Consider the following 25488-nt stretch of genomic DNA (forward strand, 5'->3'; position numbering starts at 1 on the left):
CATCGGCCGCGCCATCGTGCGCCAACGGGGTTCGAAGCGCAATCTCGACCGGCTCAGGCCGGCACATCACCGTGGAGAAATATCGAGGCTAGACCAATGGCATTAGTGACAATGCAATCTGTTGAGACACAAAGCAAGTGAACAGATTCATTGGTGAAGAGCAGTGAGCAATCATGATGTGAGCACATCGGTATCGAGGTGGTGGTGCACTGGTGGTGGTGCACATGCATGGCTATCGAGGTTGTGCTATCCATCGAGTGAGTTGCTCTATTCCATTGCAGTGCAACAGCATTGACGAACAACAGCGAACACACAGCACATCGAGATTGCTGCTGTCTCACAGCGCTTCTGGCGTACTCGTGCTGTCGTCTGGCATGGATGGCTAGGCAGAGGTGCGTTCGTGTCTCAGCGTGGTAATCAGAGGGTGTTTTGGGCACAAAAAATGCCCGACCACTCACGGTGCAAAGGGAGGCGCTGACGAGGCACCTAACTAAACCGTGGTGATCGGGCATCTTGTGGCACAGGGTGAATGAAGTCCTGCACCGGAACTCGGTTGGCTACTGTTCAACCGAATCCGTTCAAAGACTACCAGCGCGGGTAACTGGTATGCGGATTACGCAGTGGTGTTGTAGCGCAACAGCTTCAGGGCTGAAGTGTTCACAACATCACTGCCGGTGCGGAATGTCATAAAGGCACCCCGTTCACCCGTCGGCCGTCGCGCTGCTCCGAACAGATCGCTGATCAGATGAATCGTCGTACCGATCCGATCCACGATCGTGAACCCGGCATGGAAATCACCATACGCAGCAACGTAATTCGATTCGGTCGCTGCCGGATTGATCACGCCGTCCACGAACGAAGCCTCGTTCACCCTGCGCCCCAACAGCGTTGGAGGATTCAAGTCGAGCGACGGGAACTTCACGGACCCGTTCGTGGTCTCCATCTGGCGTGCGCCGTTGATGGTAGACAAGTTCATCACCCACTGAGCGTTACCCAAATACCTCGGTCCCAGAGCGTTCTGCACCGCGTAGAAGTCGTTCGCGTTCAACGCTTCCCCGGTACCTGACACGATCACAGAGCCACCCGCTGCGACCAATGCGGTGATCAGACCCTTCGGTTCGTTCGTTCCCGATCCGAGCATGAACGCTTGTGCCTGCAACTGATCTGCACCGTCCACGAGCAACCCGCGAAGCTCTTCGAGGAAGCCCAACGAGTCCTGCTGGAACTCGTACGAGAAAGGTACGAACGCAGCGCCCTTCTCTGCCTTGATGACCGGCTGTCCCAGTGTCGGTGATGCGTCGGCCGCTTCCTGCGACTCTGGGAGCCATTCAGCCGTGACGCCCGCCGACGTAATGCCTCGGTACTCGCTACCGGTGATCTGGACAACCCGTGCCACCTGACGGAGCGGATTCGAGCTACCGGCGTTGGTGAGGTGCACCACAGGATCGAGACTGATCGGGAGGGCGAAGTGGCCGGTACCCGTGTCGATCTGTAGCGCTCGTGACACCTGGTGTACGTCCTGATAAGCGCGCTGCTCGGATGCTGTCCACAGAAGGTGTCCACGCGCGGGGTCTGCGGCTACCTTCGCGAACGCAGTTCGGTACTCCGGTGAACCTGCGGTCAGTGCCCAGCGGGCGGTCAGGTCGGCGTCGTCGCCGGTACGCATGAGAGTTTCGATGCGCTCTGCGGCGTAGTCGGGAAGCTCGTTGGCCTTGAGGCCGCGCTCAACCTGACGCATAGCCTGATCGCGCACGGTGTTGCCACGGGTACCCGAAAGGTTCCGACCCTCGTAGGCGTTCGGATCTGCGCCGGGGTGACCTGCCTCGGTCGAACCACCCTCCACCAGACCGCGCATTGCTTCGATACGACGCTCGGACTGAGCAATCTCGGCCTTGACGACATCGAGTCGTTCTGCGGCTTCATCGAAGCGCTCTGTCTCGGCCTCGTTGAAATCGCGTGACTGTTCTTTCGCGCCCTCGAATACCGAACGCATGGTGCCTTCGAGCGAAGCCTTTTCGGCCCGCAGCTCTTCTAGTGATTTCTTCATTACAGTAGTCCTGCCATTCTCAATCACTTTTCGGCGAGATGTAGTGTCATGGTTTGTGTTTCGCTGCGCACTCCGACTTTGGTACTTGCGTAAGCCGGAAACACAACTGGGCCAGCCTCGGCTAGCGCTATCTCTTTGATGGTCCTCGAAAGTTGAGTACCCGAGTCGAGCAACGTCGAAATGCGTTCGGGCGAAACACGATTGCCCTTGGCGTCCCGCCACTCTTCTTGGATGACTCGAAACTTCACTGACATGCCTGAAATCGCCTGGCTCGCAATAGCTTGCCGGATCGGCAACACAAGATCGTTGTCGTGCAATCGAGCCCGCACGTACAGACCTTCGCGTGTCTCGCGCAACTCCTCGAACACTCCGATAGGAACCGACCCGGTACGACTGTCTCGGCCGTGATCGAACTGCATGACAGGACGGCGTTCGGCCAAACTCTTCTTGAACGCTCCGTACGCAATTCGCTCGGTATAGCTGCCTAGGTAGTCGCGAATCTCGGTCGGTGAGTCGAATACTGCGGCCAGTCCTTCGAGGGTCAATCCATCGTCGGCGGTGTCAGTGGTTCGGAATTCGAGTTCACGCTCGATCATCGGTTTCGTGTTGCGTGGCATAGTCATTCACTTTCTTGAGGGGTGCATCAGGGAGAAGAGCGCACAATGCGGCCCTTAACAATCCCGTGGCGATTCGAGTGGATACCATGCGCGGGTGCATGTTCCGGCTCGTTCCCGGCGTGAATGGCAGGTGAGCAGTTCAGCTCGGCCTACGGGATAGAGTGTACGGCAACAGATTAGGTATTGCTCGCTAACCTTTCGGATTCGAGTAGAGCGAAGAACTCTCGCTCGGTCTTCGCGTTTTTCCTGAGGTTGCAAGGCGCGCAGGCATGCACGAGATTTGTCCAGTTTTCGGTGCCGCCTTTGGCGAGAGGAATAGCGTGATCGACGTGCATACCTCCTGGGATGAAAGCGCCGCAATACCAACAGGGTTCGTCCTTCATGTCCTCTCGTGCCCAGACGGAACACTTGCGCTCGAATGGGTCTGACAATTTGACGCGCGCTCTACGGTTTGAGTTGCTGCTGCGTATGGCTGGACGTGTCGCTTTCCGGTAGTGCTTTACGCAGAACCCCAGCGCCGAATGCGGTTCAGCACAATCAGGAATAGTGCAAACGAACACTTTCCGTCTGGGGGGATTCGGGGTAGTCGGCTTCCCGTACTTCATCAGATAGTTGTAGTGAGTTCCGCAGTAGCCCTTTGCGAGATGCGCTCTCTCACAGCCGTCTACCTTGCAACCGACTGTCACCGTCTTCACGCCGATCGGCATGTCGATTTGCAGTCGCCCTTTGCGAGAACGCTTGTAGTGAGGCCGACACAGCTCTTTCGACGCTGTAGGCCTGTCGCAACCGGGAATGCGGCACGTCTCGGAAGCCGGTTTACTCACTGCGTAGTAGACGGGTTCGCCCGAGTCGATCTGCTCTCGGTGCTTGTCACACCACCCACGAATCTTTGCGTTCTGTCGGCAACCCGGTAGGCCACACTTCATCATCGGATCTGGGCCTCAGTCACTGCCACTCCTCTGGCACGGCATCGGGAACCGTCGTATCGAACAGCATCGAATCGACTTCGGTTTTCGAGTCGTCTACCAACCATGCGTGTTCGATCCATGCGAAGTCTTCGCCGTTGCAACTCGCGATGACGTAGCGGCCCTCGCGCCGAACGGACACACCGGGATTCGTTGCGAACCTGGCCTGAATCTCGGGGTCCAGTCGGTCGTATGCGTCGGCCAATACCGCGCCTAGCTTCATCGTCAGAATGTCCACGTGCTTCTCCCTCAATTGCTCGATCTGTTTGCGCTGTCTACGTTCTCGTCGGCTTTCGGTCATCGGTCGGTGACTGTCTGGCACAACGGGTTGGTCATCACTTCATCGAACGTGCACTCGACATCGGGCGGCTGAAAAGTCGTCGTCGGCGGTTGTGTCGTCGCTGTCTGCTCGGAAGTCGTCTGGTCCGTGGTCGTCGTTGTCGAGGGAATGACTGGCGGCGGCTCTACCGGTGGCCGAAAGCGGTCTGTCTGCTCGATCGGGACGACAGCACGACTGGACGGCGGCGAAAAGGGCGCTGGCTCGGCCGTAGGCGGCTCAACGGGCGCTGGCGGTACGAACACACCGGATAGCGCGTCTGTCGTCGTCGTGGGCGCTGTCGTAGTCGGTTCGGCCGTAGTCGTCGTGGTCGGTTGAGTCGTAGTCGGCCTCGGTCTCGGTTCGCTGTCTGGCGGCGCGGTGAACGTCAGCACGAACACGCCGATCACGACTGCGACTGCCGTTGCGACAAGTCCTAGAAACAGTTTCATTCGGCAATCTCCTGGTCGGGCTGAACAACGGTGATGTGAACGATGTGCGTCGGAATCAGCGCCAGCTCGGCTATCAGTGCGGCAAGTGCCCTGACGACAGCGGTAGTAGGCAGCTCGGGGTGTTCACGTCGAAGCTCGAATAGCAGGTCTGTTAGGTCGATTTCGCCTCGATTGACGATTCTCAGGATGGTCTCCTGCAAGCGCGGGTGCTCGATCATCGCGATGTGTACAGGTTGCCCGAACGCTCGACTAGTCGACACCGCAACAGGATTCGGAGATGTTCGTGGACATTCGTCTTGCCGGTGCGCTGGTGGATCTGCTCGGGTGTCATCGGCCCGTGTTCTCGGAGCGCGTCGAGGGTCGTCCTGATCTGCGTTAGCTCGTGATCGGTCATCACCGTGTGTCCTTAGTTCTAGGTGTACTCTGGCGAGAGTTGTTATCCCGCTCAGCTATTGGAGGATTGCTATGAGCGCTCCTGTAATCGACCGTCCTGTCGCTCGGCCTACCCGTCGTCGCCCAGACGTGAAGTGGTTCAAACCCGGTGAGAAGTTCATCGAAACCGCAGACGGGCAACGTCATTCGATCATCTGCTCGTTCTAACGAAAAAGCCGTCAGTTCAACGCTGGCGGCTTTTGTGTGTCTGCGTAGCCAGTCACACCACCCTTGAGGTTCCAATCTCTCAGCAGGGCAGCTAGGGCGTCGGAAATGGCCTTCTCGTGTTCTGGGTCAACGGGATTGCGTTTCAGGAACATCTGTTGCTCGTAATTGCCGCGCTCCTCGATCACCTGCTCCTCGAAATTCTCGGCTTGCCGTGCGAGACGTTCTTCGACTTCTGCCGATAGCTCCCAACGAATTTCGTGTGCGAGGTCCATCAGTTCGATCAACACGTCCTCGGGATCATCGGCATCAGCCCAGAAAGTCATGGCGCATCGTCTCGGTTCGTCCACGATCGTTCGACTCCACCGTGGATGCGGAATGTTGGCGCTGATTGCGTTGGCCAGATCCGTTACAGCAGCGCTCATAATTCCGGTGACGGTAAAGCGCTTGTGCCACTTCGCCCACGGCGTCCAGAACTCCAATTCTCCGATCGTGGGGTCGAACTCGATCCACACACACCACTCACGGACAGGCTTCGATTCGGTGATGTGCCGGACAGACTCGCCGGTCTTCTCATCGGTGACGTATTCCCAACGCAGGGGGAGTTCTTCGATGCGCGGCGGCTCGATCGGCTCGAACGAAAAAGTAATCGCGTCTTCGACGGTCATCAGAATTTCCCCCCTCGCATGACCCTTTCGAGTTCAGCGCTTCTCGGATGCTTGGACTTCTTCGGTGCGCTGTCGTCGTCTTTGCTCGGAGCGAGCGAGGAAGCGCCCCCAGGCGCGGACTCTCGCGCAGCGACGGAGAGATACGAAGTATCTCCTTCCCCTGTAGGGGGAAGTCTTACTTCTGTCGCGCGAGGGGTGTCCGGGGGTAGTCCTCCGGGACCAGATTTTCCTGTCCCGGTAGTTGTCCCCTTACTTGTCCCTCGGGACGACTTACGTCCTGAATTAGCAGATCGCGCTTGCTTACTCGGCTTCGACCGTTCCGATTCGAGGTCGTCAATCACCTTCTGAGCTGGTGTTTGGTCCGTCCATGACAAGAAGATGCCGCCGTCGACACCGCGCAGTAGTCCAGCCACTTCGAGTCGATCGAGTGATCCGTTCCAGCGTCGAAGTCCTCCCGAAGCAGCAACGGATTTCACGATTGACAGCGGCATAAACGCGTCGAAGTTGCCGGGAAGTTGCTCGGAACATTGACCGAAGTCGTTTGGAAACAACGCTTTTACTCGATTCGACACTCCGAACTCACCACCTTTTCTGTCGTCTGCCAACGTCCTTCGGAAGTCGTTCATGGCTCTGGACATAAGGTTGTGCCAGAGTCCGATGTCCTCGAAAGTCAGCCCGTGGCGCTCTTGTACGGCGCGCAGATCGGTTGCCTTCCACCAATAGTCAGACACCCGGTCCTCGATTCTTCGTAGTCATCGTGGTCTCGTCTCTAGTTGCGCGGTTGCTTCTGAACGAGCGCGTCGACCTGATCGGGGTGAATCCTGATTCGTCCTGCTACGCGGTAGTGCTCGATCTTCCCTTCTGCGATCCAGTTTCGGACGGTCTGCTCCGTGACTCCCATCAGTGCGCCGAAGTCTTTGGTGCTCACGAGTTGCTTTGGGTCGATGGTCATTTCGATTCCTTCTCGGTCGGGTTTGTGGAACTCATATGACGGTAGCTAGTTGTTTTGTCATCTGCTCGCTGGCAAGCGCCGTCCTGTTTGACCAGGTAATATTCGAGTTGTCGTCGTCGTGGTCGACACACTGGAAAGCCACTGCAACAGGTGAATTCGCGCCATCGTTACTGCGCACTCCTGGCCTGTTGCAGTGGCTTTCTCTATGTCTACGAGAGGAATCGTTCATGCCCAAGGGGATACCGAATGATGGTCGCACTGCCGCCAAGGCCAAGAACAGTGGTTACGGTTGCGGCCCTTGCTCTTACCGCTCGGCCGAAGGGCTCACGTGCAATAGAGCTGGTCCCTACTCCCTGCGGTTCGCGTTCGGCGGCTTCTGCCATGACCACGCGCTGCAACTCACCGTCGAGCGCTCACAAGAGCCCCACCGACAGGTCAGTAGGCGCGAATCAGACCGGTACTCGGCTGAATTCGGGGTAGGCCGCGCACCCGAGTACGTGTAGCTCGGCCGGTGGGGCGTCGGACGGTAAAACGACATTTGTCGGTTTATCTCTCTCGACCGTCTTGACTGCCACCGCGAGCGTGTCCGCAATCTCCTGCTGCGACAACCCTTCTCCGACGGCGAACGCGACCCACCGCTTCCTGTCGTCCGAATTCAGGTGCGCGGTAACGCAACGTCATTTGCGCCGGGCTCAGATCCACGGAGAAGCACGAAACCGACCGTGGTGGTGTGATCCGTCCAGGCACGAAAAAGCCCCTGCCACAGAACACGACAGGGGCTGTCTCAAATGAGACGGTTACGACTGCGTGAGCCGGTCGGTCATTCCGCGCACGTAGTCATCCGTGATTTCGACCGGTGTTCCGTATCCGAGGAAGCGCACTGACACGAACGCGGGATCGAACACACGAGCATTCCGGCCAACCTTGTCGGGTATCGGGTGCACCACGACTTCTACGGCAGCGCGGACAAACCGACGTTTCCAATCGAGATCGGCACCGGCCCACAGCTCTTCGGCGTTCATCGCGAAGTTGTAGAGGTCTCGATTCGGCGCGGCTTGCTCGGCTTGCGCTCGGGCTGCGGCAATCTGGGGTCTGATTAGTTGCTGCATCGAGACGTACTCTTCGAGCGGGACGACGCCTGTCGCATAGAGCTTTCCGACCTCGGTCAGTCGCGCTTCGAGCTTCGCAACCTCGGCAAGGTGTACCGCAGTGCTCTCGCTGTCGTCAGGTTCGATCTTGTCGTTCATCACGAACAGATCGGCGCGGTACCCCTCGATGGCCTCGAACAGCTTCTCTTCGACGTGGTTGTCCAGATCCGGCTCACTCCGATTCACGTGTCCGAGCGGGCAGCGATACGCGGAGTTGTACCGGCCAGCGCCAGCCCACGACAGACGGCGGTTACACGTCGTTCCATCGGCCTGAGTCGCGCCACAGCGAGCTATCCCGGTGAGCAGGTGAGTCGGTGCCACTCCTCGGTGCTTGAGCCGTGACGGGTCTGTCAGGACGCCGACGATCTGCGCGTGCTCGGGAACGGACAGGATCGTCGGCCACTTACCGGCGACAGACAAGCGCTCACCCTGCGCAACGCGGATACCGGCCAGCGTCGGCCGTGTCAGCGCCAGCCGAACCTTCCCGTTGTTCCAGGCGTTACCTCGGCTGGTCGTCAGTCCGTCGGCGTTCCAGCGCTTCGCAATCTGAGTGAGGTTCGCCGTGCCGTTCACAACGTCGTTGACCGCTACTCGAATCGCCTCGGCCGCGACCGTATCGACAACCCATTCTCCGTGATCGTCCTTCGTCCACCCGAAACCGAGTGTGGAGTGCACTTCGCCTTTAGCTGCGCGGCTGATGCTGTCTCGTCGGACTCTTTTCGAGATTCGCGCTGATTCGAGCTTCGCCAACGAGGCGGCGGTTTCAGCGACGTACTGATCGTCGTCGTTGCGCATATCGAGAGTGCGATTGATGCCGTAGTCATAGACCAGGACGTTGTTCGTTCGGAGTAGATCGGCCAGCGCTTCCCATTCGGTGCCTGGGCCTTTTCTGGTGATGCGGGAGAACTCGTAGACGGCCACAATATCGGCTTTACCGTCGCTGATCTGAGCCTGTAGCTCGATAAAGCCCGGTCGCTGTCTCTTCTCGAATCGGGACGCGCTCATGCTGTCTTTGACGACTCCGACTATCTCCCAATCAGGGCGCGACTCTATTTCTTCGCGCAAAACGTCTTCTTGCTGCTCTACAGACCGCGACTTACCGCCTTTAGCGTTGCTGATCCTCGCGTAAACGATGACTCTGTGCATGTCGGGCCTCCTGGTCGCGCTCTTCCTCCGAGCCACCAGTATATGCCGTCACTAATCACAGTTGTGCATCGCCAACGACATCGGCGGCATGCAATCGGTGGTCACCAATACCGCAACGTCCATCGCGCAGAACGCGACGACCGTTGCCGCGACGGTGGTCGCACTCTTCCTGCTCGACTGGAAGCTCGCCACGTTCTCGTTGATTATCCTGCCGGTCTTCGTCCGTGTCGCTCGCCGCATCGGCGACGAGCGGCGCAAGATCTCCACCAAGCGACAGAAGCTGCTCAGCGACCTGTCGGTGCAGATCGAGGAATCACTCTCGGTCAGCGGCATTCTGCTGGGCAAGACCACCGGTTCCGCACAGGTGTTGACCGAGAAGTTCGCCGACCGGTCCCACGAAGTGGCCGGCGTCGAACTCGCGGCGATGATGGCAGGGAAGTGGCGCATGGCCACGATCCAGATCAGCTTCGCCGTCATGCCTGCTCTGGTGTACTGGTTCGCCGGCATCACCATCGGGCAGGGGAGCGCACTGACGATCGGAACTCTGGTCGCGTTCACCGCTCTGCAGACCCAATTGTTCCGGCCCACCATGCAATTGCTCAACACCGGCGTCGAGGTGCAGGCCTCGCTCGCCCTGTTCGGGCGAGTGTTCGAGTACCTCGATCTGCCGATCGACGTGGCCGAGCCCGCCCATCCGGTGGCGCTGCCTCGCGAGTCCGTCCGCGGAGACGTCACCTTCCGCGCGGTGGACTTCACCTACACCTCGGCAACGGTTCCGACTTTGAGCGGCATCGACCTCCAGGTCCCGGCAGGCAGCACGCTCGCTCTCGTCGGCGCAACCGGGTCCGGCAAGACGACTCTGGGCTATCTCGTTGCGCGGCTGCATGATCCGACGGCCGGATCGGTGACGATCGACGGCATCGACCTGCGGGAGATGGCGTCGGAGAACATCGCCGACCTGGTCGGCGTCGTCTCTCAGGAGACGTACCTGTTCCACGCCACCATTCGAGAGAACTTGCGATTCGCCAAACCCGACGCCACCGACGAGGAGATGTTCGCGGCGGCCCGAACGGCACAGATCCACGACTTCATCGACGGCCTCGACGACGGGTACGACACCATGGTCGGCGAACGCGGATACCGCTTCTCGGGCGGTGAGAAGCAACGCATCGCCATTGCCCGAACGGTGTTGCGCAATCCACCGATCCTGGTGCTCGACGAAGCGACCAGCGCCCTCGACAACCGCACCGAACGCGCAGTGCAAACCGCGCTCGACGGCCTGATGAACGGGCGAACGACCATCCTCATCGCGCATCGACTGTCCACGGTGCGCTCCGCGGACAGCATCGCAGTACTCGATCACGGCGTCGTTCGCGAGGTCGGAAGCCACGAATCCCTGTTGGAGAACGACGGCATGTACGCCCAATTGGTCCGAGCCGCAGACGATGTGGTGGACAGTGTTGCCGCATGAGTGAGACCGGGTGATCCCACTGCGTACCATCGCCGGTCGTGTCGAGTGCGAGACCGAGGTCAAGAAGTCGAGGTTTCTCGCGGTCGTCGATCGCGCGGCCACGGAAGCCGAGGCGCGAGCTGTGATCGAGGCGGCCCGCAAGGCCGATCCTGCTGCCGGACATCACTGTTCGGCGTTCATCGTCGATTTGTCGCCGCCGGATCCGCGCATCGAGCGGTCCAACGACGACGGTGAACCGAGCGGGACGGCAGGTACACCGATGCTCGACGTGCTGCGCGGGCATCACCTGACCAACGTCGTCGCGGTCGTCAGCAGATATTTCGGTGGAACAAAGCTGGGCACCGGAGGACTGGCCCGTGCCTACGGCGGAGCGGTGGCCGAGGCGTTGGCCGGTGCGATGTTCCTGACCCGGGAGCGACGCGAGATCATGACTCTCGAACTCGACCACGCCGAGGTCGGTCGCGTGGAATCGGAATTACGCGGGCACGGGGTTGTCGTCGTCGGCACCTCCTACGGCGCGTCCGCGGTACTGACCGTGGCGGTTCCGGACGCCGATTCGACTGCGGCGCTGGTTGCTTCGCTCACTGCGGGGCGAGTGATCCCCGAGCTCGACGGCCACATGTACGCCGAGATTCCCGACTAGCACACGGTCCCGACATTCTCGGGTCGCACGGGCCCCGATTCGGGTGCTTCATCCACAGGCCGGCCGGTTGTCCACATTTCGCCGACTCGTTCACCACGGACGTCTTCCGCGTAGCAGTGTCGATATCGATCGCAACCACGCGACATCGATCGAGGGGGAACACACCATGTACGAAGCACAGTGCGCAGTTGTCGGAACGGTCATCACCAATCCCGTCAAGCGCTCCACACCCACCGGCGACGAGGTCCTCAGCTTCCGGATGGCCAGCAACGCCCGACGTCAGGATCGCAACACCGGCGAGTGGACCGACGGCGGAACCCTCTACCTGACGGTCACGTGCTGGCGTCGCCTCGTGCGCGGCGTCGGAGCATCGCTGATGAAAGGCGACCCGATCATTGCCTACGGGCAGCTGCGGACAAACGAGTACACCAACCGTGACGGGGTCGAACGCGCCGATCTGGAGATGCGGGCCAGCGCCGTCGGACCGGATCTCGCGCGCTGCAACGTCTCGATCCATCGGACGAAAGCGGTGGCACCCGAGGCTGCGACGGACGGGGATCCTGGAGCTACCGAACCTGTGGACGAGGATCGGGACCACGATCGCATCGAGGACGACGTGCGCGAGTCCGTTCCGGCTTGACGGTCTCCCGGCATCCGCCGTCCGCGCTGCATCGGAACCTCGATCGAGTGCGGGCGGCGGCTGCGCGCTCGGGCGGTGGTGCCGGAGACCCACTCGCACCGATAAGCTGGGCGTCATGGCTGAATTCATTTACACCATGAAGAAGGTGCGCAAGGCGCACGGCGACAAAGTCATCCTCGACGACGTGACGATGAGCTTCTATCCAGGAGCGAAGATCGGCGTCGTCGGCCCCAACGGCGCCGGTAAGTCCAGCATCCTCAAGATCATGGCGGGAATCGATCAGCCCGGAAACGGTGAGGCGTTCCTCGCTCCCGGTGCCTCGGTCGGCATCCTCATGCAGGAACCGGTCCTCGACGACACCAAGACCGTTCGCGAGAACGTCGAGGACGGTCTCGGCGAGACGATGGTCCAGCTCAAGCGGTACAACGAGATCGCCGAGTTGATGGCCACCGACTACTCCGACGAGCTGATGGAAGAGATGGGCGAGCTGCAGGAAAAGCTCGACCACGCCGATGCCTGGGAGATCGACTCCCAGCTCGAACAGGCCATGGACGCGCTGCGCTGCCCGCCGCCCGAGTCGCCCGTCACCAACCTCTCCGGTGGTGAGAAGCGCCGCGTGGCGCTGTGCAAGCTGCTGCTGAGCAAGCCCGACCTGCTGCTGCTCGACGAGCCCACCAACCACCTCGACGCCGAGAGTGTGCTGTGGCTCGAGCAGCACCTGGCCGCATACGCAGGCGCTATTCTCGCCGTCACTCACGACCGGTACTTCCTCGACCACGTTGCGCAGTGGATCGCCGAGGTCGACCGCGGACACCTGTACCCGTACGAGGGCAACTACTCCACGTACCTGGAGAAGAAGGCCGAACGTCTCGAGGTCTCGGGCAAGAAGGACCAGAAGCTGCAGAAGCGCCTCAAGGACGAGCTCGCCTGGGTTCGTTCCGGTGCCAAGGCACGTCAGGCCAAGAGCAAGTCTCGTCTGGCTCGCTACGACGAGATGGTGGCCGAGGCCGAGAAGACCAGGAAGCTCGACTTCGACGAGATCCAGATTCCCAACCCGCCGCGCCTCGGCGACGTCGTGGTCGAGGTCAAGAGCCTGGACAAGGGCTTCGACGGCCGCGTGCTGATCAAGGATCTCTCGTTCACGTTGCCCCGCAACGGCATCGTCGGCGTCATCGGCCCCAACGGCGTCGGTAAGACGACGCTGTTCAAGACCATCGTCGGGCTCGAGGAGCCGGACGGCGGCGAGGTCAAGATCGGTCAGACCGTCAAGCTGAGCTACGTCGACCAGAACCGCTCGGGCATCGACTCGAAGAAGACGGTGTGGGAGACGGTCTCCGACGGTCTGGACTTCATCACCGTCGGCAGCTCGGAGTTCCCGTCGCGTGCGTACATCAGCTCGTTCGGGTTCAAGGGCCACGATCAGCAGAAGCCTGCCGGAGTGCTCTCCGGTGGTGAGCGGAACCGTCTGAACCTGGCGATGACGCTCAAGCAGGGCGGCAACCTGATCCTGCTCGACGAACCGACCAACGACCTCGACGTCGAAACGCTCGGATCTCTCGAGAACGCTCTCGAGGAATTCCCGGGCTGCGCCGTGGTCATCTCCCACGACCGGTGGTTCCTGGACCGCACCTGCACGCACATCCTGGCGTGGGAAGGTGGCTTCGGCGACAACGAAGCCGCCTGGTACTGGTACGAGGGCAACTTCGAGGGCTACGAGGCCAACAAGGTCGAACGCCTCGGACCCGACGCGGCTCGCCCGCATCGCGTCACGCACCGAAAGCTGACCAGAGACTGACATGCCGGCGAACACCTTCACCTGCACACTTCAGGTGCGGTGGGGTGATTCCGACCGTCTCGGCCACGTCAACAACACCCGGTTCGTCGAATACCTCCAGGAGGGCCGCGTTCAGTTCCTGAACGCGGTCTTCGGAGGGCCGGGTGTGCGCGGCGCAGCGGTGGTGCGGAAACTCACCACCGATTTTCTGCACCCGATTCTCGACGACTCGGGTCCGCTGACGATCGAGCTGTGGATCACCCGCATCGGGACCACCTCGTACGGCGTCCGGCACGTGGTGACCGACCGGGACGGAAAAGTCTGCGCGGATGCCGAAGCACTGATGGTTGCCTTCGATCTCGCGACGTCTTCCTCTCGTCCTTTGTCGGAGGACGAGAGGAACCTTCTCGGGGAGTATCTCGTCGCGAAGTAGTTCGCCACGCGCCGGCTCAGCGAGGTCACTGCGGTAAAAGGGTGTTCGACACTAAGGTCGAGGAGTCATCGACGACCGGCGATCGGCGGGCGTCGGGAAAATCCTCACGAGGGAGTACTCGAACACCATGCCACGCTCGCTGGACCTGCCCGACAACGACTGGGCCGACGGCCTCGACGACCGACTCCTGGCCGAGCTGGCGACACTGCAAGCCGAGTATTTCGAGCACGTGGACACGACGGCCGTCGGAGCGTCCGCGCACACTCCCGACACCACGTCCTTTCACCGGCACGTCCGGTTGGCCGCTCAGCGGCTGCCCGAGACCGCGAACGTAGCGGTGCACAGACCCAGCGAGTCGAGTTCGGCCGCCCATCAGGCCGCGGGCAGCTATCTGCAGATCGTCACCGACGACATGCCGCTCCTCGTCGAGTCGGTCATCTCGCTGCTGTCCCGACTCGGCATCGAGTACACCGACGTGGTCCATCCCATTCTGTCGGTCGCCCGCGACGCGGACGGCGAGCTGACGGGTCCGATCGCCGACGGTCGACGCGAATCCTGGATTCACGTCCAGCTGCATCCGTCCACGTCCGCGGAGGCCCTCGACCGCGTGGAGTCGGAGGCGAGCCGGGTGTTGGCCGACGTGCGTCAGGTCGTCGGCGACACCGAGCGCATGCGTCGGGTACAGGCCGAGGTCGCCGATCTCCTCGACGGCGCGGCCGAGCGGGCCGGTGATGCGGAGTCCGACACCGCCGTCGAACATCGCGACGCAGCCGCGTTGCTGCGCTGGCTCGGCGACGGTCACTACACGCTCCTCGGCTACCGCCGGTACCGGCTCGGCGGCGTCGACGGTGCACGGACGGCCACCGGCGAGGAGTCGAGCAGCCTCGGGGTGTTGCGCGACGCGGCCCACGACGTGCACGGTTCGGAGCCGCTCGGTCAGCGCGACCTGGTCGCCCTGACGCAGGGAGCGAGTCCGGCGACGGTGCACCGCGCCGTCTACCCCTACTTCGTCAGTGTTCTCGACGCCGAGAACTCCGCCGAACACCGTTTCGTCGGCGTCTTCACCGTGACGGCGCTGCACGAGAACGTGCTCGACATTCCGGTGATCGAGCGTCGGGTGCGCTCGGTGATCGCCCGGGCCGGCCATGATCTCGGGTCGTTCTCGGGTCAGGCGATGCTCGAAGTGCTGCAGTCGATGCCGCGCTCGGAACTGTTCGCCACCTCGGCGTCCTGGCTGTTCGAGACCGCGAGTGCTGTTCTGGCACTGGGCCGTCGGCGCAAGGTCAAGCTGTTCGTGCGGCCCGATGCCGGCGGATCCTTCGTCTCCGCCCTGGTGTACCTGCCGCGAGATCGCTACACCACCCGTGTTCGGCTGGCCATTCAGGATCGGCTGCTCCGTGAGCTCGGCGGCACTTCTCTCGACTACACGGCGCGCGTGACGGAATCGGACCTGGCGCTGCTGCACGTGACCGTCCGCCGCACGCCGGGAACGGCATCGACGGAGCTGGCCGCCGAGGACATCACCCGGATCGAGGCGGCTCTCACCGACACCACCAGAACCTGGGAGGACGCCCTCGGCGACGCGGTCTCGCTGGACCGCACCGTGGACCCGCTGCGGATTCAGCGCTACACAGAGGCTTTCCCCGAGGCCTACAAGCAGGACTTCAGTCCGGCTCGGGCCGTGACCGACATCGCTCGCCTCGAAGGGCTCGGCGACGAGTCGATCGACATGCAGCTCTACCGCCACGAGCAGTCGGCCGTGGGTAGCTGGCGGTTCTCGCTGTACATCGGCGGCGCGGGTGTCTCGCTGTCGCAGGTGTTGCCCATCCTGCAGAGTCTCGGCGTCGAGGTCGACGACGAACGGCCGTACCCTGTGGTGCGGCCGGACGGAATGTCGTGCTGGATCTACGATTTCGGGCTCTCTGCCTCGCGCGAGATGCTGCGTTCGGCAATCGACGGTGACATCGACGCGGAGTTGTCCGAGGCGGGCACCGCCGATCGCGAGAGTCGAGTGCAGCACCGATTCACCGATGCGTTCGCGGCGGTGTGGAGCGGCGAGGCCGAGGCCGACCGGTTCAACGAGCTGGTCATGCGCGCCGGCCTGCACTGGCGGCAGGCAGTGGTGTTACGCGCGTACGCGAAGTACTTGCGCCAGGCCGGTTTTCCCTACAGCCAGTTCAACATCGAGGGTGTGCTGCTGACACACCCGCGCACTGCGCGGCTGCTCGTCGGGTTGTTCGAGGCGCAGTTCGATCCCGAGGCGAGTTCGGAGGAGAACGCGCAGTCGATCGGCACCCAGCTGGGTGAACTGATCGACCAGGTCGTCAGTCTCGACGCCGACCGAATTCTGCGCAGCATGTTCGAGTTGATCCGCGCGACCCTGCGCACCAACTACTTCGTGGTGGGGGTCGACGGCGAACATCGCGAGTACCTCTCGCTCAAGTTCGATCCGCAATCGATCGCCGAATTGCCCAAGCCGAAGCCGAAGTTCGAGATCTTCGTGTACTCGCCCCGCGTCGAAGGTGTGCACCTGCGATTCGGAGCCGTTGCCCGCGGCGGACTGCGCTGGTCGGATCGACGTGAGGACTTCCGGACCGAAATCCTCGGACTCGCCAAAGCCCAGATGGTCAAGAACGCCGTCATCGTGCCGGTCGGAGCCAAGGGCGGATTCGTCGTCAAGAGGCCCCCTGCCGTGACCGGTGACGCCGATCGAGATCGCCAGGCCCACGCCGAGGAAGGCAAGGCCTGCTACCGCCTGTTCATCGCCGGGCTGCTCGACATCACCGACAATCTCGACCGCGCTACCGGAACGGTGACGGTTCCCACCGGAGTCGTGCGCCGCGACGGAGACGACACCTATCTCGTCGTTGCCGCGGACAAGGGCACCGCGACCTTCTCGGACATGGCCAACGACGTTGCCGCGAAATACGGTTTCTGGCTCGGCGACGCCTTCGCGTCCGGTGGTTCGGCGGGCTACGACCACAAAGCCATGGGCATCACCGCCAAGGGTGCGTGGGAGAGCGTCAAACGCCACTTCCGTGAGCTCGGAATCGACACGCAGAGCCAGGATTTCACAGTCGTCGGCGTCGGCGACATGAGCGGGGACGTGTTCGGCAACGGCATGTTGCTCAGCCGGCACATTCGCCTGCTCGCCGCGTTCGATCACCGGCACATCTTTCTCGATCCCGACCCCGAGCTTGAGTCCTCGTTCGCCGAACGGGAGCGGTTGTTCGCACTGCCGCGGTCGTCGTGGGCGGACTACGACACCTCGCTCATCAGTGCGGGCGGCGGCGTGTGGGAGCGGACGCGCAAGTCGGTCCCGATCAGTGCGGCGGCGCGCGCTGCCCTCGGGCTGGGGGATTCCGTGGTCGCGCTGTCACCACCGGAGCTGGTGAACGCGATCCTTCGGGCCCCGGCCGATCTGCTGTGGAACGGCGGAATCGGTACGTACATCAAGGCGTCCACCGAAACCAATGCCGAGGTCGGTGACAAGGCCAACGACACGGTGAGGGTCGACGGAATCGACGTGCGCGCCGCCGTGGTGGGGGAGGGTGGCAACCTCGGAGCCACCGCACTGGGCCGCATCGAATACGCCGCTGCCGGAGGCAAGATCAACACCGATGCCGTCGACAACTCCGCGGGTGTCGACTGCTCCGATCACGAGGTCAACATCAAGATCCTGTTGGAGACGGCCATCACCAACGGCAACCTCGCGCGCGAGGATCGGGACGAGCTGCTCGCGTCCATGACCGACGAGGTGGGCCGGCTGGTGTTGTGGGACAACATCATGCAGAACGAACTGCTCGGCACCTCCAGGTTCGACGCACCGAGCCTGGTCACCGTGCACAGTCGGGTGATCGAGGATCTGGAAGTGCGCCGAGGTCTCGACCGCGAGCTGGAGGCGCTACCGACCGAGGCGGATCTACGGCGTCGCAAGCAGGACGGCCGCGGGCTGACCTCGCCGGAACTCGCGACGTTGATGGCTCACGTGAAGCTGGCGTTGGAGGCGGAACTGCTCGACAGCGAACTGCCCGACAGTGACGTCTTCGCTCCGCGGCTGCCCAAGTATTTCCCCGAGCCGCTGCGAGAGCCGTATGCCGCCGCGATCACCACGCATCCTCTCCGGCGGCAGCTGGTGGCCACGACGCTGGCCAACGAGGCCATCGACTGCGGCGGCATCACGTTCCCCTACCGATTGACCGAGGATTCGGGTGCGGCAGGCACCGATGCCATCCGTGCCTTCGCCGCCGCCACCGAGATATTCGGACTCGACGAGGTGTGGAACTCGATCAGGGCCGCGGAAGTGCCGACTGCGGTCTCGGCCGAACTGTTGCTCGAGTCTCGCCGCATGCTCGACCGTGTCTCGCGCTGGCTGCTCGCCAACCGTCCGCAGCCGCTGGCCGTCGGTGCCGAGATCAGTCGGTACGCCGGTCAGGTGCGGGCACTGCAACCGTCGGTGTCCAGGTGGATCTCCGGGCATCAAGCCAGCGACCTGGACTCCCGATCGGCTGCGGCGATCGAACGCGGCGCGCCGGCCGAGCTGGCGCGCCGGATCTACGGCTTGCTCGATGTGTACTGCCTACTCGACATCATCGATATCGCGGACATCGTCGACCGGGACGGAGCCGAGGTCGCCGAGCTCTACTTCGCCCTCGATGCGCACATCGGTATCGACTGGTTGCTCACCGCGGTGTCCAAGCTGGCCCGCGGAGACCGCTGGCATTCCTTGGCGCGCTTGGCTCTTCGCGACGATCTGTACTCCTCGTTGCGGGGAATCACCCAGGCGGTGCTTGCGGGCGGCGAGCCGGACGAGTCGGTCGCGGAGAAGATCGCCGAATGGGAGTCGACCAACTCGTCTCGTCTGGCGAGGTCTCGTGCGGCGTTGACCGAAATCGCCGAGTCGGGAACCCTCGACCTGGCCACCCTGTCGGTCGCTGCCCGACAGGTCCGCAACATGGTGCCCTGACCTTCAGCACCACATCGCCACGGGCGATACCGCCGATACTCGACCGAGAAGAGGAAACGACCACGTGAGTGTGCCCGACGCCCATCTGTCCGACAAGCGACCTGAAACCGAGCGAGTGGGCTTTCATGCCACCGTGGACGTGCGGTGGTCGGACATGGATGTGTATCAACACATCAACCATGCCCGGATGGTCACTCTTCTCGAAGAGGCACGCATTCCCTGGCTGTTGGTGGACGGGAGGCCGACGGCGAACCTGCGCCACGGCGCGGTGATCGCGGATCTGCACGTGAAGTATCGAGGCCAGCTCCGGCACGAGGACGGCCCCCTCGATGTGTTCATGTGGATCGACGCGGTGCGGGCGGTGGACTTCGTCGTCGGATACGAGGTACGAGCCCGGGGAGCGTCGTTGGACACTCCCGCGGCCGTGGTGGCCTCGACGCAGATTGCGGCGTTCGACATCGATGCGCAGCGGCTGCGCCGGCTCACTCCCGAAGAGCGTGAGTTTCTCGTGAGCTGGCAGCGTGTATGAGCGCGTACTGACCGTTCCCGATGCGGTCGAGCGGGAGAACCTGGCGACGTTCTGCACCAGGGCGTTGCGTTTGGACGAAGCTGCGGTGATCCGTATGCGGACCCGAGCGGGCGGCGGTGTGTCCTGCTGGGCTGCAACGGGTTTCGATGCTCTCGCGGCTCGGGTCATCACCGGCACCGTGGTGCCGGACGACACCAGTGCCGGTGCCGACGTGTTGGTCGCGGCTGTGCAGCAGGCGACCGACGGTGTGATCGACCCGGGATTTTCGATGGATTCCGCCTGGCGCGGAGCCCTGCCGCCGGACGGCGGCTTCGGCCATCTCGACGATGTGCCGGCCAGGGTGCTCGTGGGGCTCGCGCAACGCGGCGTGGCACTGGCCAAGGAGCACGGCAGCAGTCACGGCCCGCCGAGTTCGTTGCTCGAACAGGAGGTTCTGCACGTCGCGGGCGAGAACGACGACGTCTCGATCTCGATGCGGACGGTATTCGCTTTGACCGCAATGGGTTTCGTGCCGCACAGTGGCAGCGACCCGTTGACCGTCGACGTCGACCCGGATCGGATCGCGCCCGATGAGGTGGTTCGTGTGCGGGTGTCGAAGGTCTGGCTACGTCTCGATGCCCGCTACGGCTCCGTCTTCGCTCGTCGCGCGGGACAACAGTTGTCGCTCACCGTCGAGCGTTAGACGAGCCACGCAGCGGCGTTCGCCGGAAGCCTGCCGTCCACCAACGGCGCACTGGCCAGCAGCAGCTCGCCGGGAGGCAGCGGGATCGACTCCTCCGACGCGTTCAAGGCGCAGATCAGGCCACCGCGTCGACGAAATGCCAGGCAGCCGGGAGGAGATCCGTACCAATCGACTCCGCTACCTGTGAATTCCGGACGTAGAGCCCGCAGCTCGAACGCCGTCCGATAGAGGCTCAGCATCGAATCGACGTCTTCGAGTTGCGCCTCGGCGGTGTACCCGTCCCATTCCGGTGGCATCGGCAACCAGGTTCGATCGGTGGAGGAGAACCCGAACGGTGGTGTGTGCCCCTCCCACGGCATCGGCACTCGGCAGCCGTCGCGGCCGCGCTCTGCGTGCCCGGATCGCTCCCACACCGGGTCCTGCAACGCACTGTCGGGCAGTTGTACGTTCGGCAGCCCCAGTTCGGCACCGTTGTACACGAAAATCGTTCCGGGAAGCGCCAATTCGACTAGGATCATGGCGCGCGAGCGTGCCCGACCGAGGTCCCCACCGCCGTACCGGGTGACCTCACGCTCGACGTCGTGATTCGACAGCGTCCACGTCGGAGTTCCGTCGACCAGTTCTACTGCGGCAAGGGAATTGGAGATGGCGTCGCGGATGGTTGCGGCGTCGAAATCGACACTGGCCAGCCGGAAGTTGAAACCCAGGTGCAACTCGTCGGGCCTGATGTACTCGGAGAAGCGCACGTTGTCCTGCACCCAGATTTCGCCCACGGTCACCGCTTCGGGGTATTCGTCCATGACGGCTCTGATGCGTCGATGCAGGTCGTGGACCCGAGGATTGTTGAACCGGGGATCGTCGTCGTCGTTCTTCATCAACGCGTTGAGTTCGAGACTCATGTCGGCCAGGTCGACGGGTTTGGCCATACCGTGTGCCACATCGAGCCGGAAGCCGTCGACGCCGCGGGAAAGCCAGAATCTCAGGGTGCGCGCGAAGTCGTCGAACACCTCCGGGTTGTTCCAGTTCAGATCCGGTTGCTCGGGCGCGAAGATGTGCAGGTACCACTGGCCGGGGGATCCGTCGGGCTCGGTGATCCGGGTCCAGGCCGGGCCACCGAAGATGCTCGGCCAGTTGTTCGGCGGCTGCGCGCCGTCGTCACCTCGTCCGTCTCGAAAGATGTAGCGGGCTCGCTCGGCGCTACCGCGGGCCGCCGCCAGGGCCGATCGGAACCACGGGTGCTCGCTGCTGGTGTGATTGGGCACCAGGTCCATCGTGACCTTGATGTCGCGCGCATGAGCTTCGTCGACCAACGCGTCGAAGATCTCCAGGTTGCCGAACAGGGGGTCGATGTCACGCGGATCCGACACGTCGTACCCGTGATCGGCCATGGGCGACCGGGTGATGGGTCCGATCCAGACTGCGTCGATTCCCAGCAGCTCCAGGTAGCCGAGCTTGTCGCGAATTCCGTCGAGGTCACCGATGCCGTCACCGTTGGAGTCCGCGAACGAGCGGGGATAGATCTGGTAGAAGACGGCGTCCTGCCACCACAACAGCTCGGAGCTTTCGATCGGATCGGTCACAAGGGGCAATAGTGCCAAACGATCGGCCGCAGAACGATTCAGGGGCGTTCGGGCACGACAGGAGGCAGCCTCGTAGGTCAACGAACAGTAAAGCTTTGTGCTCATTCACATGACCGACTCCTGCCGGTTCGTTGGGAAAGTGTTGTATGTTCTGCTCCTGGAACCAGTAGCGGCGGAAGCCGCGCCCGACGGTGAGGACGCGACGGAAACCATGATCACTTCGACCATCGAAGCCGTACGACTCGGCGATATCGCGCTGAACGACAGCCCCATCGAGCCGACCTGGATTCTCGAAGGAAACCCGCAGGCTCGCCTCGCCGAGTGGTCGAAGAGCATCGACGGCACCACCACCACCAACGTGTGGGACTGCACGGCAGGACGTTTCCGGTGGTACTTCGCCGTCGACGAGATCGTGCACATCATGGACGGTTCGGTGACCGTGTCGAGTGAGGATCACGCACCGCGCACCCTGCTTCCCGGCGATGCCGCACTGTTCCGTGCGGGCACCTGGTCGGAGTGGCACGTGGAGAACTACGTACGCAAGCACGCCATCCTGCGCCAGCACCTACCCGCTCCCATGAGCTTCGCGCTCAAGGTGGCCGGCTCCGTTCGCGCGCGGGTGGGCAAGCTCAAGGTCGCCGTCGGTGGCAAGAGCCCGCAGCGCGTCGGATCGCTGTAGCCCGCTGCGCTTTCGGGGCCGTCAGATCGCCGAGTTCATCATCGAATTGGCGGCCATCTCCATGTAGTCGATCAACTGGGCTCGGTGCGCGGAGTCCATGACCTCGGGGGCGATCGACGCGATCGCGATGTGCATGCAGCGCAGCCACGCGTCTCGCTCCATCGGTCCGATCCGAAACGGGTTGTGGCGCATGCGAAGTCGAGGATGGCCGCGCTCGTCGGAGTAGGTTCGCGGACCGCCCCAGTACTGCTCGAGAAACATCCGCATCCGCCGTTCGGCCGGTGCCAGATCCTCCTCGGGGTACAACGGCCGCACTATCTCGTCCTTGGCGACTTCCTCGTAGAACTTCGCCGTGAGTGACCGGAACGTCTCGGCACCGCCTACCGCGTCGTAGAACGTCTGCTGCGGTTCGGTCATCACACTCTCTCTGTTCGTTCCTGGTCGGCGTCGGTCACGTCCATTGTCCCTCAGCTGCCTCGCTCGGCCACGACCCCACCCGGGCGACCCAGTGCGTACGGTGCCTTGATGTCGGCATCGTCGAACGCCTGGAGGATCTCCTGGTGCAGTCTGCGCTGTACGGCCCACTGGCGTCCGGGGCGGGTCTTGATCGTGATGCGGATGGTGACGGTGTCGGCGCTGACCGCGTTGACACCGAGCATCTCGGGCGGTTCGAGGATGTCATCGGCGAAGTCCTTCGATTCCACCACCGCCAGCGTGGTGCGTTCGGCGACTGCGCGGGCCTCGTCGATGTTGGCCGTGTGGGAGACGGGCAGATCCAGCACGGCGACCGCGAAGCCCTGGCTCATGTTGCCCACGCGCAGCACCTCGCCGTTGCGGCAGTACCACACGGTGCCGTTGACATCCCTGATCGTCGTGACGCGTAGCCCGACGCTCTCGACCGTGCCGGTCGCTTCACCGAGGTCGACGACGTCGCCCACCCCGTACTGGTCCTCGAGGAGCATGAAGATGCCCGACAGAAAATCCCGGACCAGATTCTGCGCACCGAAGCCGAGGGCGACGCCGACGATCCCGGCCGAGGCGATGAACGGAGCGACATTGACCCCCACGACGTCGAGCACCGACAGCACGAACCACGTGAGAATCATGACCGAGACGGCGGACTTGAGCACCGAGCCGATCGTGTTGGCACGCTGTTTGCGTCGCTCGTTGAGAATCGCGCCCTTGACGGTGCTCGACGAACGCTCGCGCAGCGGACGCAGCAGCGTCGGAGACTTCCCGACGTTGTTGCGGGTGAATCGATCGATCAGTTTGTGCAGGACGAGGCGCAGCACGATCGCGAGGGCCAGATAGCCCAGAGCCTGCAGCGGACGATCGACCAACCAGTCGCGTCCGGTCTCCGTCAGCTCGAACGCTCGGGTGTCGAGATCTCGCAACAGCGACGGTTCGGAGAGGGACGATGCGGACAGGAAGGTTGATACAGACACCCGAAAAGTCTACGGAGACGCAGAAATCTTGCCAGTCACGCAGCGCATGGAGCCGTCGTTCGTCGTTCGTGAACGCGAGGATGCGAGATGTTCACCGATCGGCAACAGAAAATGCCGGGAAAAAGGCTGTGCGAGGAGGGTGCATTCGTGTTCCACTGTGACTCGTGTTCCACGCAAGCCATGCGCGGGCGCCGACTGTTTCTGGAGCAACGCATGAAGAACTCGCAACACCGCCATCGACAACTCCCGCCCACTGAGGGCCGCACCACGCACGACCAGCGTGAGACGGCCTCGGGGGCTTCTCCGCTGCGTGTGGTGCCGACGGCCCACAGTGCCACGGGCGACGACGCCGTACCGGCGTGGGTCAAGCGCCGTGTGCTGCTCCTCAACGCCACCTTCGAACCACTGACCGCGCTTCCGATGCGCCGGGCGGTGGTTCTTCTCGTTTGTGGGAAGGCCGACGTGGTGCACGACGATCCGGAGGGGCCGTTCATCCGGTCGGCCGACCGCTCGGTGCAGGTGCCGTCGGTGATCAGACTGCGGACGTTCGTCCGTGTTCCGTATCGAGCCCGGGTACCCATGACACGACAGGCGCTGATGCACCGCGATCGGTTCCGGTGCGCATACTGCGGAAGCAAGGCCGAGACCGTCGACCACGTGGTTCCGCGTAGCCGCGGAGGTGGCCACTCGTGGGAGAACTGTGTCGCCTGCTGCGCCTCGTGCAACCATCGCAAAGCGGACAAACTGCTCAGCGAGATCGGCTGGACGTTGCGCGCCCAGTTGGTGCCGCCGAAGGGACCGCACTGGCGACTGTTGGCGACGACGAAGGAGCTGGATCCCAGTTGGCTCGCGTACCTCGGTGAGGGCGCTGCCTGACGCGGGCGCGCCTGCACTTTTCGGTCACAACACCGGCCCCGACGTGGTCCGACGCGCAATTGTCGACTAACGTCACACCCTGTGAGCATTTTTGAGACCACGCTGATATTCGGGGTGATTCCGGTTGCGGTGATCGGACTCCTCGGCGCGTTGTCCTACTTGACCGACAAGCAGCCCGGTATGGACGTTCCGCCCTACCGACTGACGGACGAGTGGACGCGCGAGCCATTGCTGTGGACTGCTACGGACGAGGTGACCCCTTTCGGAGGTCACGGTTCGCACGGTGCCGACACAGCCGACTCGATCGGAGGTTCCGCAAGTGGCAAGTGGTGAACTCGTCCGCAGTGACGTCAGAGAAGAAGACCTGCCCGTGGGTGCTGCCCTCACCGCGAGCGGCCGCGTCTCGGCTGCTCACGAATTCGGGACGACCAATCCCGAGCACCTGCCGTTCGCGACGCAGGACCTGGTTGCACTCGACGATGCACTCACGCAGGCAATTCGACAGACCAAGATCCGGTTCAACGTCTACATCGGTGATCTCGGCGTCGATCCCGCTGCGGGTGCGGATTCGGTGTTCCCCGGCACACCCGACGCCATCCGTTCGGTCCTGATCGCCGTCGACCCCAATCGGCATGCTCTCGAGATCCGCACCGGCAGGCGAGTGTCCAACCGTGCGACCGACCGGGTTGCACAGTTGGGTGTCACCGCCGCGCTCGGTCCGTTCCGCGACGGCAATCTCATCGACGGTCTGGTCACGGCCGTCCGGGTGATGACCGCGTCCATCCTCAGCCCGTAACTCTTCACCTCCAGACCGCGCTTCCACGACGAGGGCCGGTTGTCCACCTCGCGGTGGGCAACCGGC

Annotated in this window: 23 protein-coding genes; 12 read left to right on the forward strand and 11 right to left on the reverse strand. The window is 62.8% G+C overall.

Annotation, left to right across the window (positions count from 1 at the left end; genetic code table 11):
* Positions 1-613: 613 nt before the first annotated feature.
* The 8 genes from R4P47_RS19865 to R4P47_RS19895 form a co-directional block, all read right to left on the reverse strand.
* Positions 614-2047, reverse strand: coding sequence for a phage major capsid protein (locus R4P47_RS19865; RefSeq protein ID WP_317785531.1), 1434 nt, complete (start codon positions 2045-2047; stop codon positions 614-616).
* Positions 2048-2070: 23 nt separating this feature from the next.
* Positions 2071-2664 carry an HK97 family phage prohead protease gene (locus R4P47_RS19870; RefSeq protein ID WP_317785532.1) on the reverse strand — a complete coding sequence of 198 codons (594 nt, stop codon included), beginning with the start codon at positions 2662-2664 and terminating at the stop codon, positions 2071-2073.
* Positions 2665-2840: 176 nt separating this feature from the next.
* Positions 2841-3593, reverse strand: a complete 753-nt coding sequence (locus R4P47_RS25145) for an HNH endonuclease (RefSeq protein WP_411567361.1) — start codon at positions 3591-3593, stop codon at positions 2841-2843.
* A 16-nt stretch (positions 3594-3609) separates the two neighbouring features.
* Positions 3610-3867: a hypothetical protein gene (locus R4P47_RS19875; RefSeq protein ID WP_317785533.1), complete on the reverse strand. Its 258-nt coding sequence runs from the start codon at positions 3865-3867 to the stop codon at positions 3610-3612.
* A 526-nt stretch (positions 3868-4393) separates the two neighbouring features.
* Positions 4394-4615: a hypothetical protein gene (locus R4P47_RS19880; RefSeq protein ID WP_317785534.1), complete on the reverse strand. Its 222-nt coding sequence runs from the start codon at positions 4613-4615 to the stop codon at positions 4394-4396.
* Positions 4616-5008: 393 nt separating this feature from the next.
* Complete coding sequence (locus tag R4P47_RS19885) at positions 5009-5662, reverse strand: hypothetical protein (protein ID WP_317785535.1); 654 nt, start codon at positions 5660-5662, stop codon at positions 5009-5011.
* Between the two features lie 769 nt (positions 5663-6431).
* Positions 6432-6614: a helix-turn-helix domain-containing protein gene (locus R4P47_RS19890; protein WP_317785536.1), complete on the reverse strand. Its 183-nt coding sequence runs from the start codon at positions 6612-6614 to the stop codon at positions 6432-6434.
* 797 nt (positions 6615-7411) lie between these two features.
* Positions 7412-8908 carry a recombinase family protein gene (locus R4P47_RS19895; protein WP_317785537.1) on the reverse strand — a complete coding sequence of 499 codons (1497 nt, stop codon included), beginning with the start codon at positions 8906-8908 and terminating at the stop codon, positions 7412-7414.
* Between the two features lie 61 nt (positions 8909-8969).
* On the opposite strand from R4P47_RS19895, the gene R4P47_RS19900 reads away from it, so the two are divergent.
* The 8 genes from R4P47_RS19900 to R4P47_RS19935 all read left to right on the forward strand — a co-directional run bounded on the left by R4P47_RS19900 (position 8970) and on the right by R4P47_RS19935 (position 20046).
* A complete protein-coding gene (locus R4P47_RS19900) occupies positions 8970-10379 on the forward strand; it encodes an ABC transporter ATP-binding protein (RefSeq protein WP_317785538.1) in 1410 nt (469 codons plus the stop codon).
* Between the two features lie 10 nt (positions 10380-10389).
* Positions 10390-11022 (forward strand): IMPACT family protein, encoded by a 633-nt coding sequence (locus R4P47_RS19905; protein ID WP_317548702.1) that lies wholly within the window; start codon positions 10390-10392, stop codon positions 11020-11022.
* A gap of 166 nt (positions 11023-11188) precedes the next feature.
* A complete protein-coding gene (locus R4P47_RS19910; protein ID WP_269593755.1) occupies positions 11189-11662 on the forward strand; it encodes a single-stranded DNA-binding protein in 474 nt (157 codons plus the stop codon).
* Between the two features lie 115 nt (positions 11663-11777).
* On the forward strand, positions 11778-13457 hold the full coding sequence (gene ettA, locus R4P47_RS19915; RefSeq protein WP_032402531.1) for an energy-dependent translational throttle protein EttA: 1680 nt from the start codon (positions 11778-11780) through the stop codon (positions 13455-13457).
* 1 nt (position 13458) lies between these two features.
* On the forward strand, positions 13459-13869 hold the full coding sequence (locus R4P47_RS19920) for an acyl-CoA thioesterase (protein ID WP_317785539.1): 411 nt from the start codon (positions 13459-13461) through the stop codon (positions 13867-13869).
* 127 nt (positions 13870-13996) lie between these two features.
* Complete coding sequence (locus R4P47_RS19925) at positions 13997-18835, forward strand: NAD-glutamate dehydrogenase (RefSeq protein ID WP_317785540.1); 4839 nt, start codon at positions 13997-13999, stop codon at positions 18833-18835.
* A 64-nt stretch (positions 18836-18899) separates the two neighbouring features.
* A complete protein-coding gene (locus R4P47_RS19930; protein WP_068052572.1) occupies positions 18900-19364 on the forward strand; it encodes an acyl-CoA thioesterase in 465 nt (154 codons plus the stop codon).
* Positions 19357-20046 (forward strand): hypothetical protein, encoded by a 690-nt coding sequence (locus R4P47_RS19935; RefSeq protein WP_068052569.1) that lies wholly within the window; start codon positions 19357-19359, stop codon positions 20044-20046. The genes R4P47_RS19930 and R4P47_RS19935 overlap by 8 nt, the downstream gene beginning before the upstream one ends.
* On the opposite strand, the gene R4P47_RS19940 is transcribed toward R4P47_RS19935, so the two are convergent.
* Positions 20043-21626, reverse strand: a complete 1584-nt coding sequence (locus R4P47_RS19940) for a glycoside hydrolase family 13 protein (protein ID WP_317785541.1) — start codon at positions 21624-21626, stop codon at positions 20043-20045. The two genes, R4P47_RS19935 and R4P47_RS19940, sit on opposite strands and share 4 nt — an antisense overlap.
* Before the next feature lie 211 nt (positions 21627-21837).
* Here R4P47_RS19940 and R4P47_RS19945 point away from each other — a divergent pair, with 211 nt between their 5' ends.
* Complete coding sequence (locus R4P47_RS19945; RefSeq protein WP_149406255.1) at positions 21838-22305, forward strand: cupin domain-containing protein; 468 nt, start codon at positions 21838-21840, stop codon at positions 22303-22305.
* Between the two features lie 21 nt (positions 22306-22326).
* Here the strand turns inward: R4P47_RS19945 and R4P47_RS19950 are convergent, their stop codons facing one another.
* Both R4P47_RS19950 and R4P47_RS19955 read right to left on the reverse strand, forming a co-directional pair.
* Positions 22327-22722: a globin gene (locus tag R4P47_RS19950; RefSeq protein ID WP_094640235.1), complete on the reverse strand. Its 396-nt coding sequence runs from the start codon at positions 22720-22722 to the stop codon at positions 22327-22329.
* Positions 22723-22772: 50 nt separating this feature from the next.
* The gene (locus R4P47_RS19955) at positions 22773-23732 is read right to left on the reverse strand and encodes a mechanosensitive ion channel family protein (protein WP_068052588.1); all 960 of its coding nucleotides are present in this window, start codon (positions 23730-23732) and stop codon (positions 22773-22775) included.
* 231 nt (positions 23733-23963) lie between these two features.
* Here R4P47_RS19955 and R4P47_RS19960 point away from each other — a divergent pair, with 231 nt between their 5' ends.
* From R4P47_RS19960 to R4P47_RS19970, 3 genes are all read left to right on the forward strand, one after another.
* Complete coding sequence (locus R4P47_RS19960; RefSeq protein WP_176460278.1) at positions 23964-24626, forward strand: HNH endonuclease; 663 nt, start codon at positions 23964-23966, stop codon at positions 24624-24626.
* 81 nt (positions 24627-24707) lie between these two features.
* Entirely contained in the window at positions 24708-24959 is a 252-nt protein-coding gene (locus R4P47_RS19965) for a hypothetical protein (RefSeq protein ID WP_068052560.1), read from the forward strand.
* Entirely contained in the window at positions 24946-25422 is a 477-nt protein-coding gene (locus tag R4P47_RS19970) for a DUF5130 family protein (protein ID WP_317785542.1), read from the forward strand. The genes R4P47_RS19965 and R4P47_RS19970 overlap by 14 nt, the downstream gene beginning before the upstream one ends.
* Positions 25423-25488: the final 66 nt, after the last annotated feature.

The sequence above is a fragment of the Rhodococcus sp. IEGM 1370 genome, from assembly GCF_033142325.1.
Taxonomy (GTDB): Bacteria; Actinomycetota; Actinomycetes; order Mycobacteriales; family Mycobacteriaceae; genus Rhodococcoides.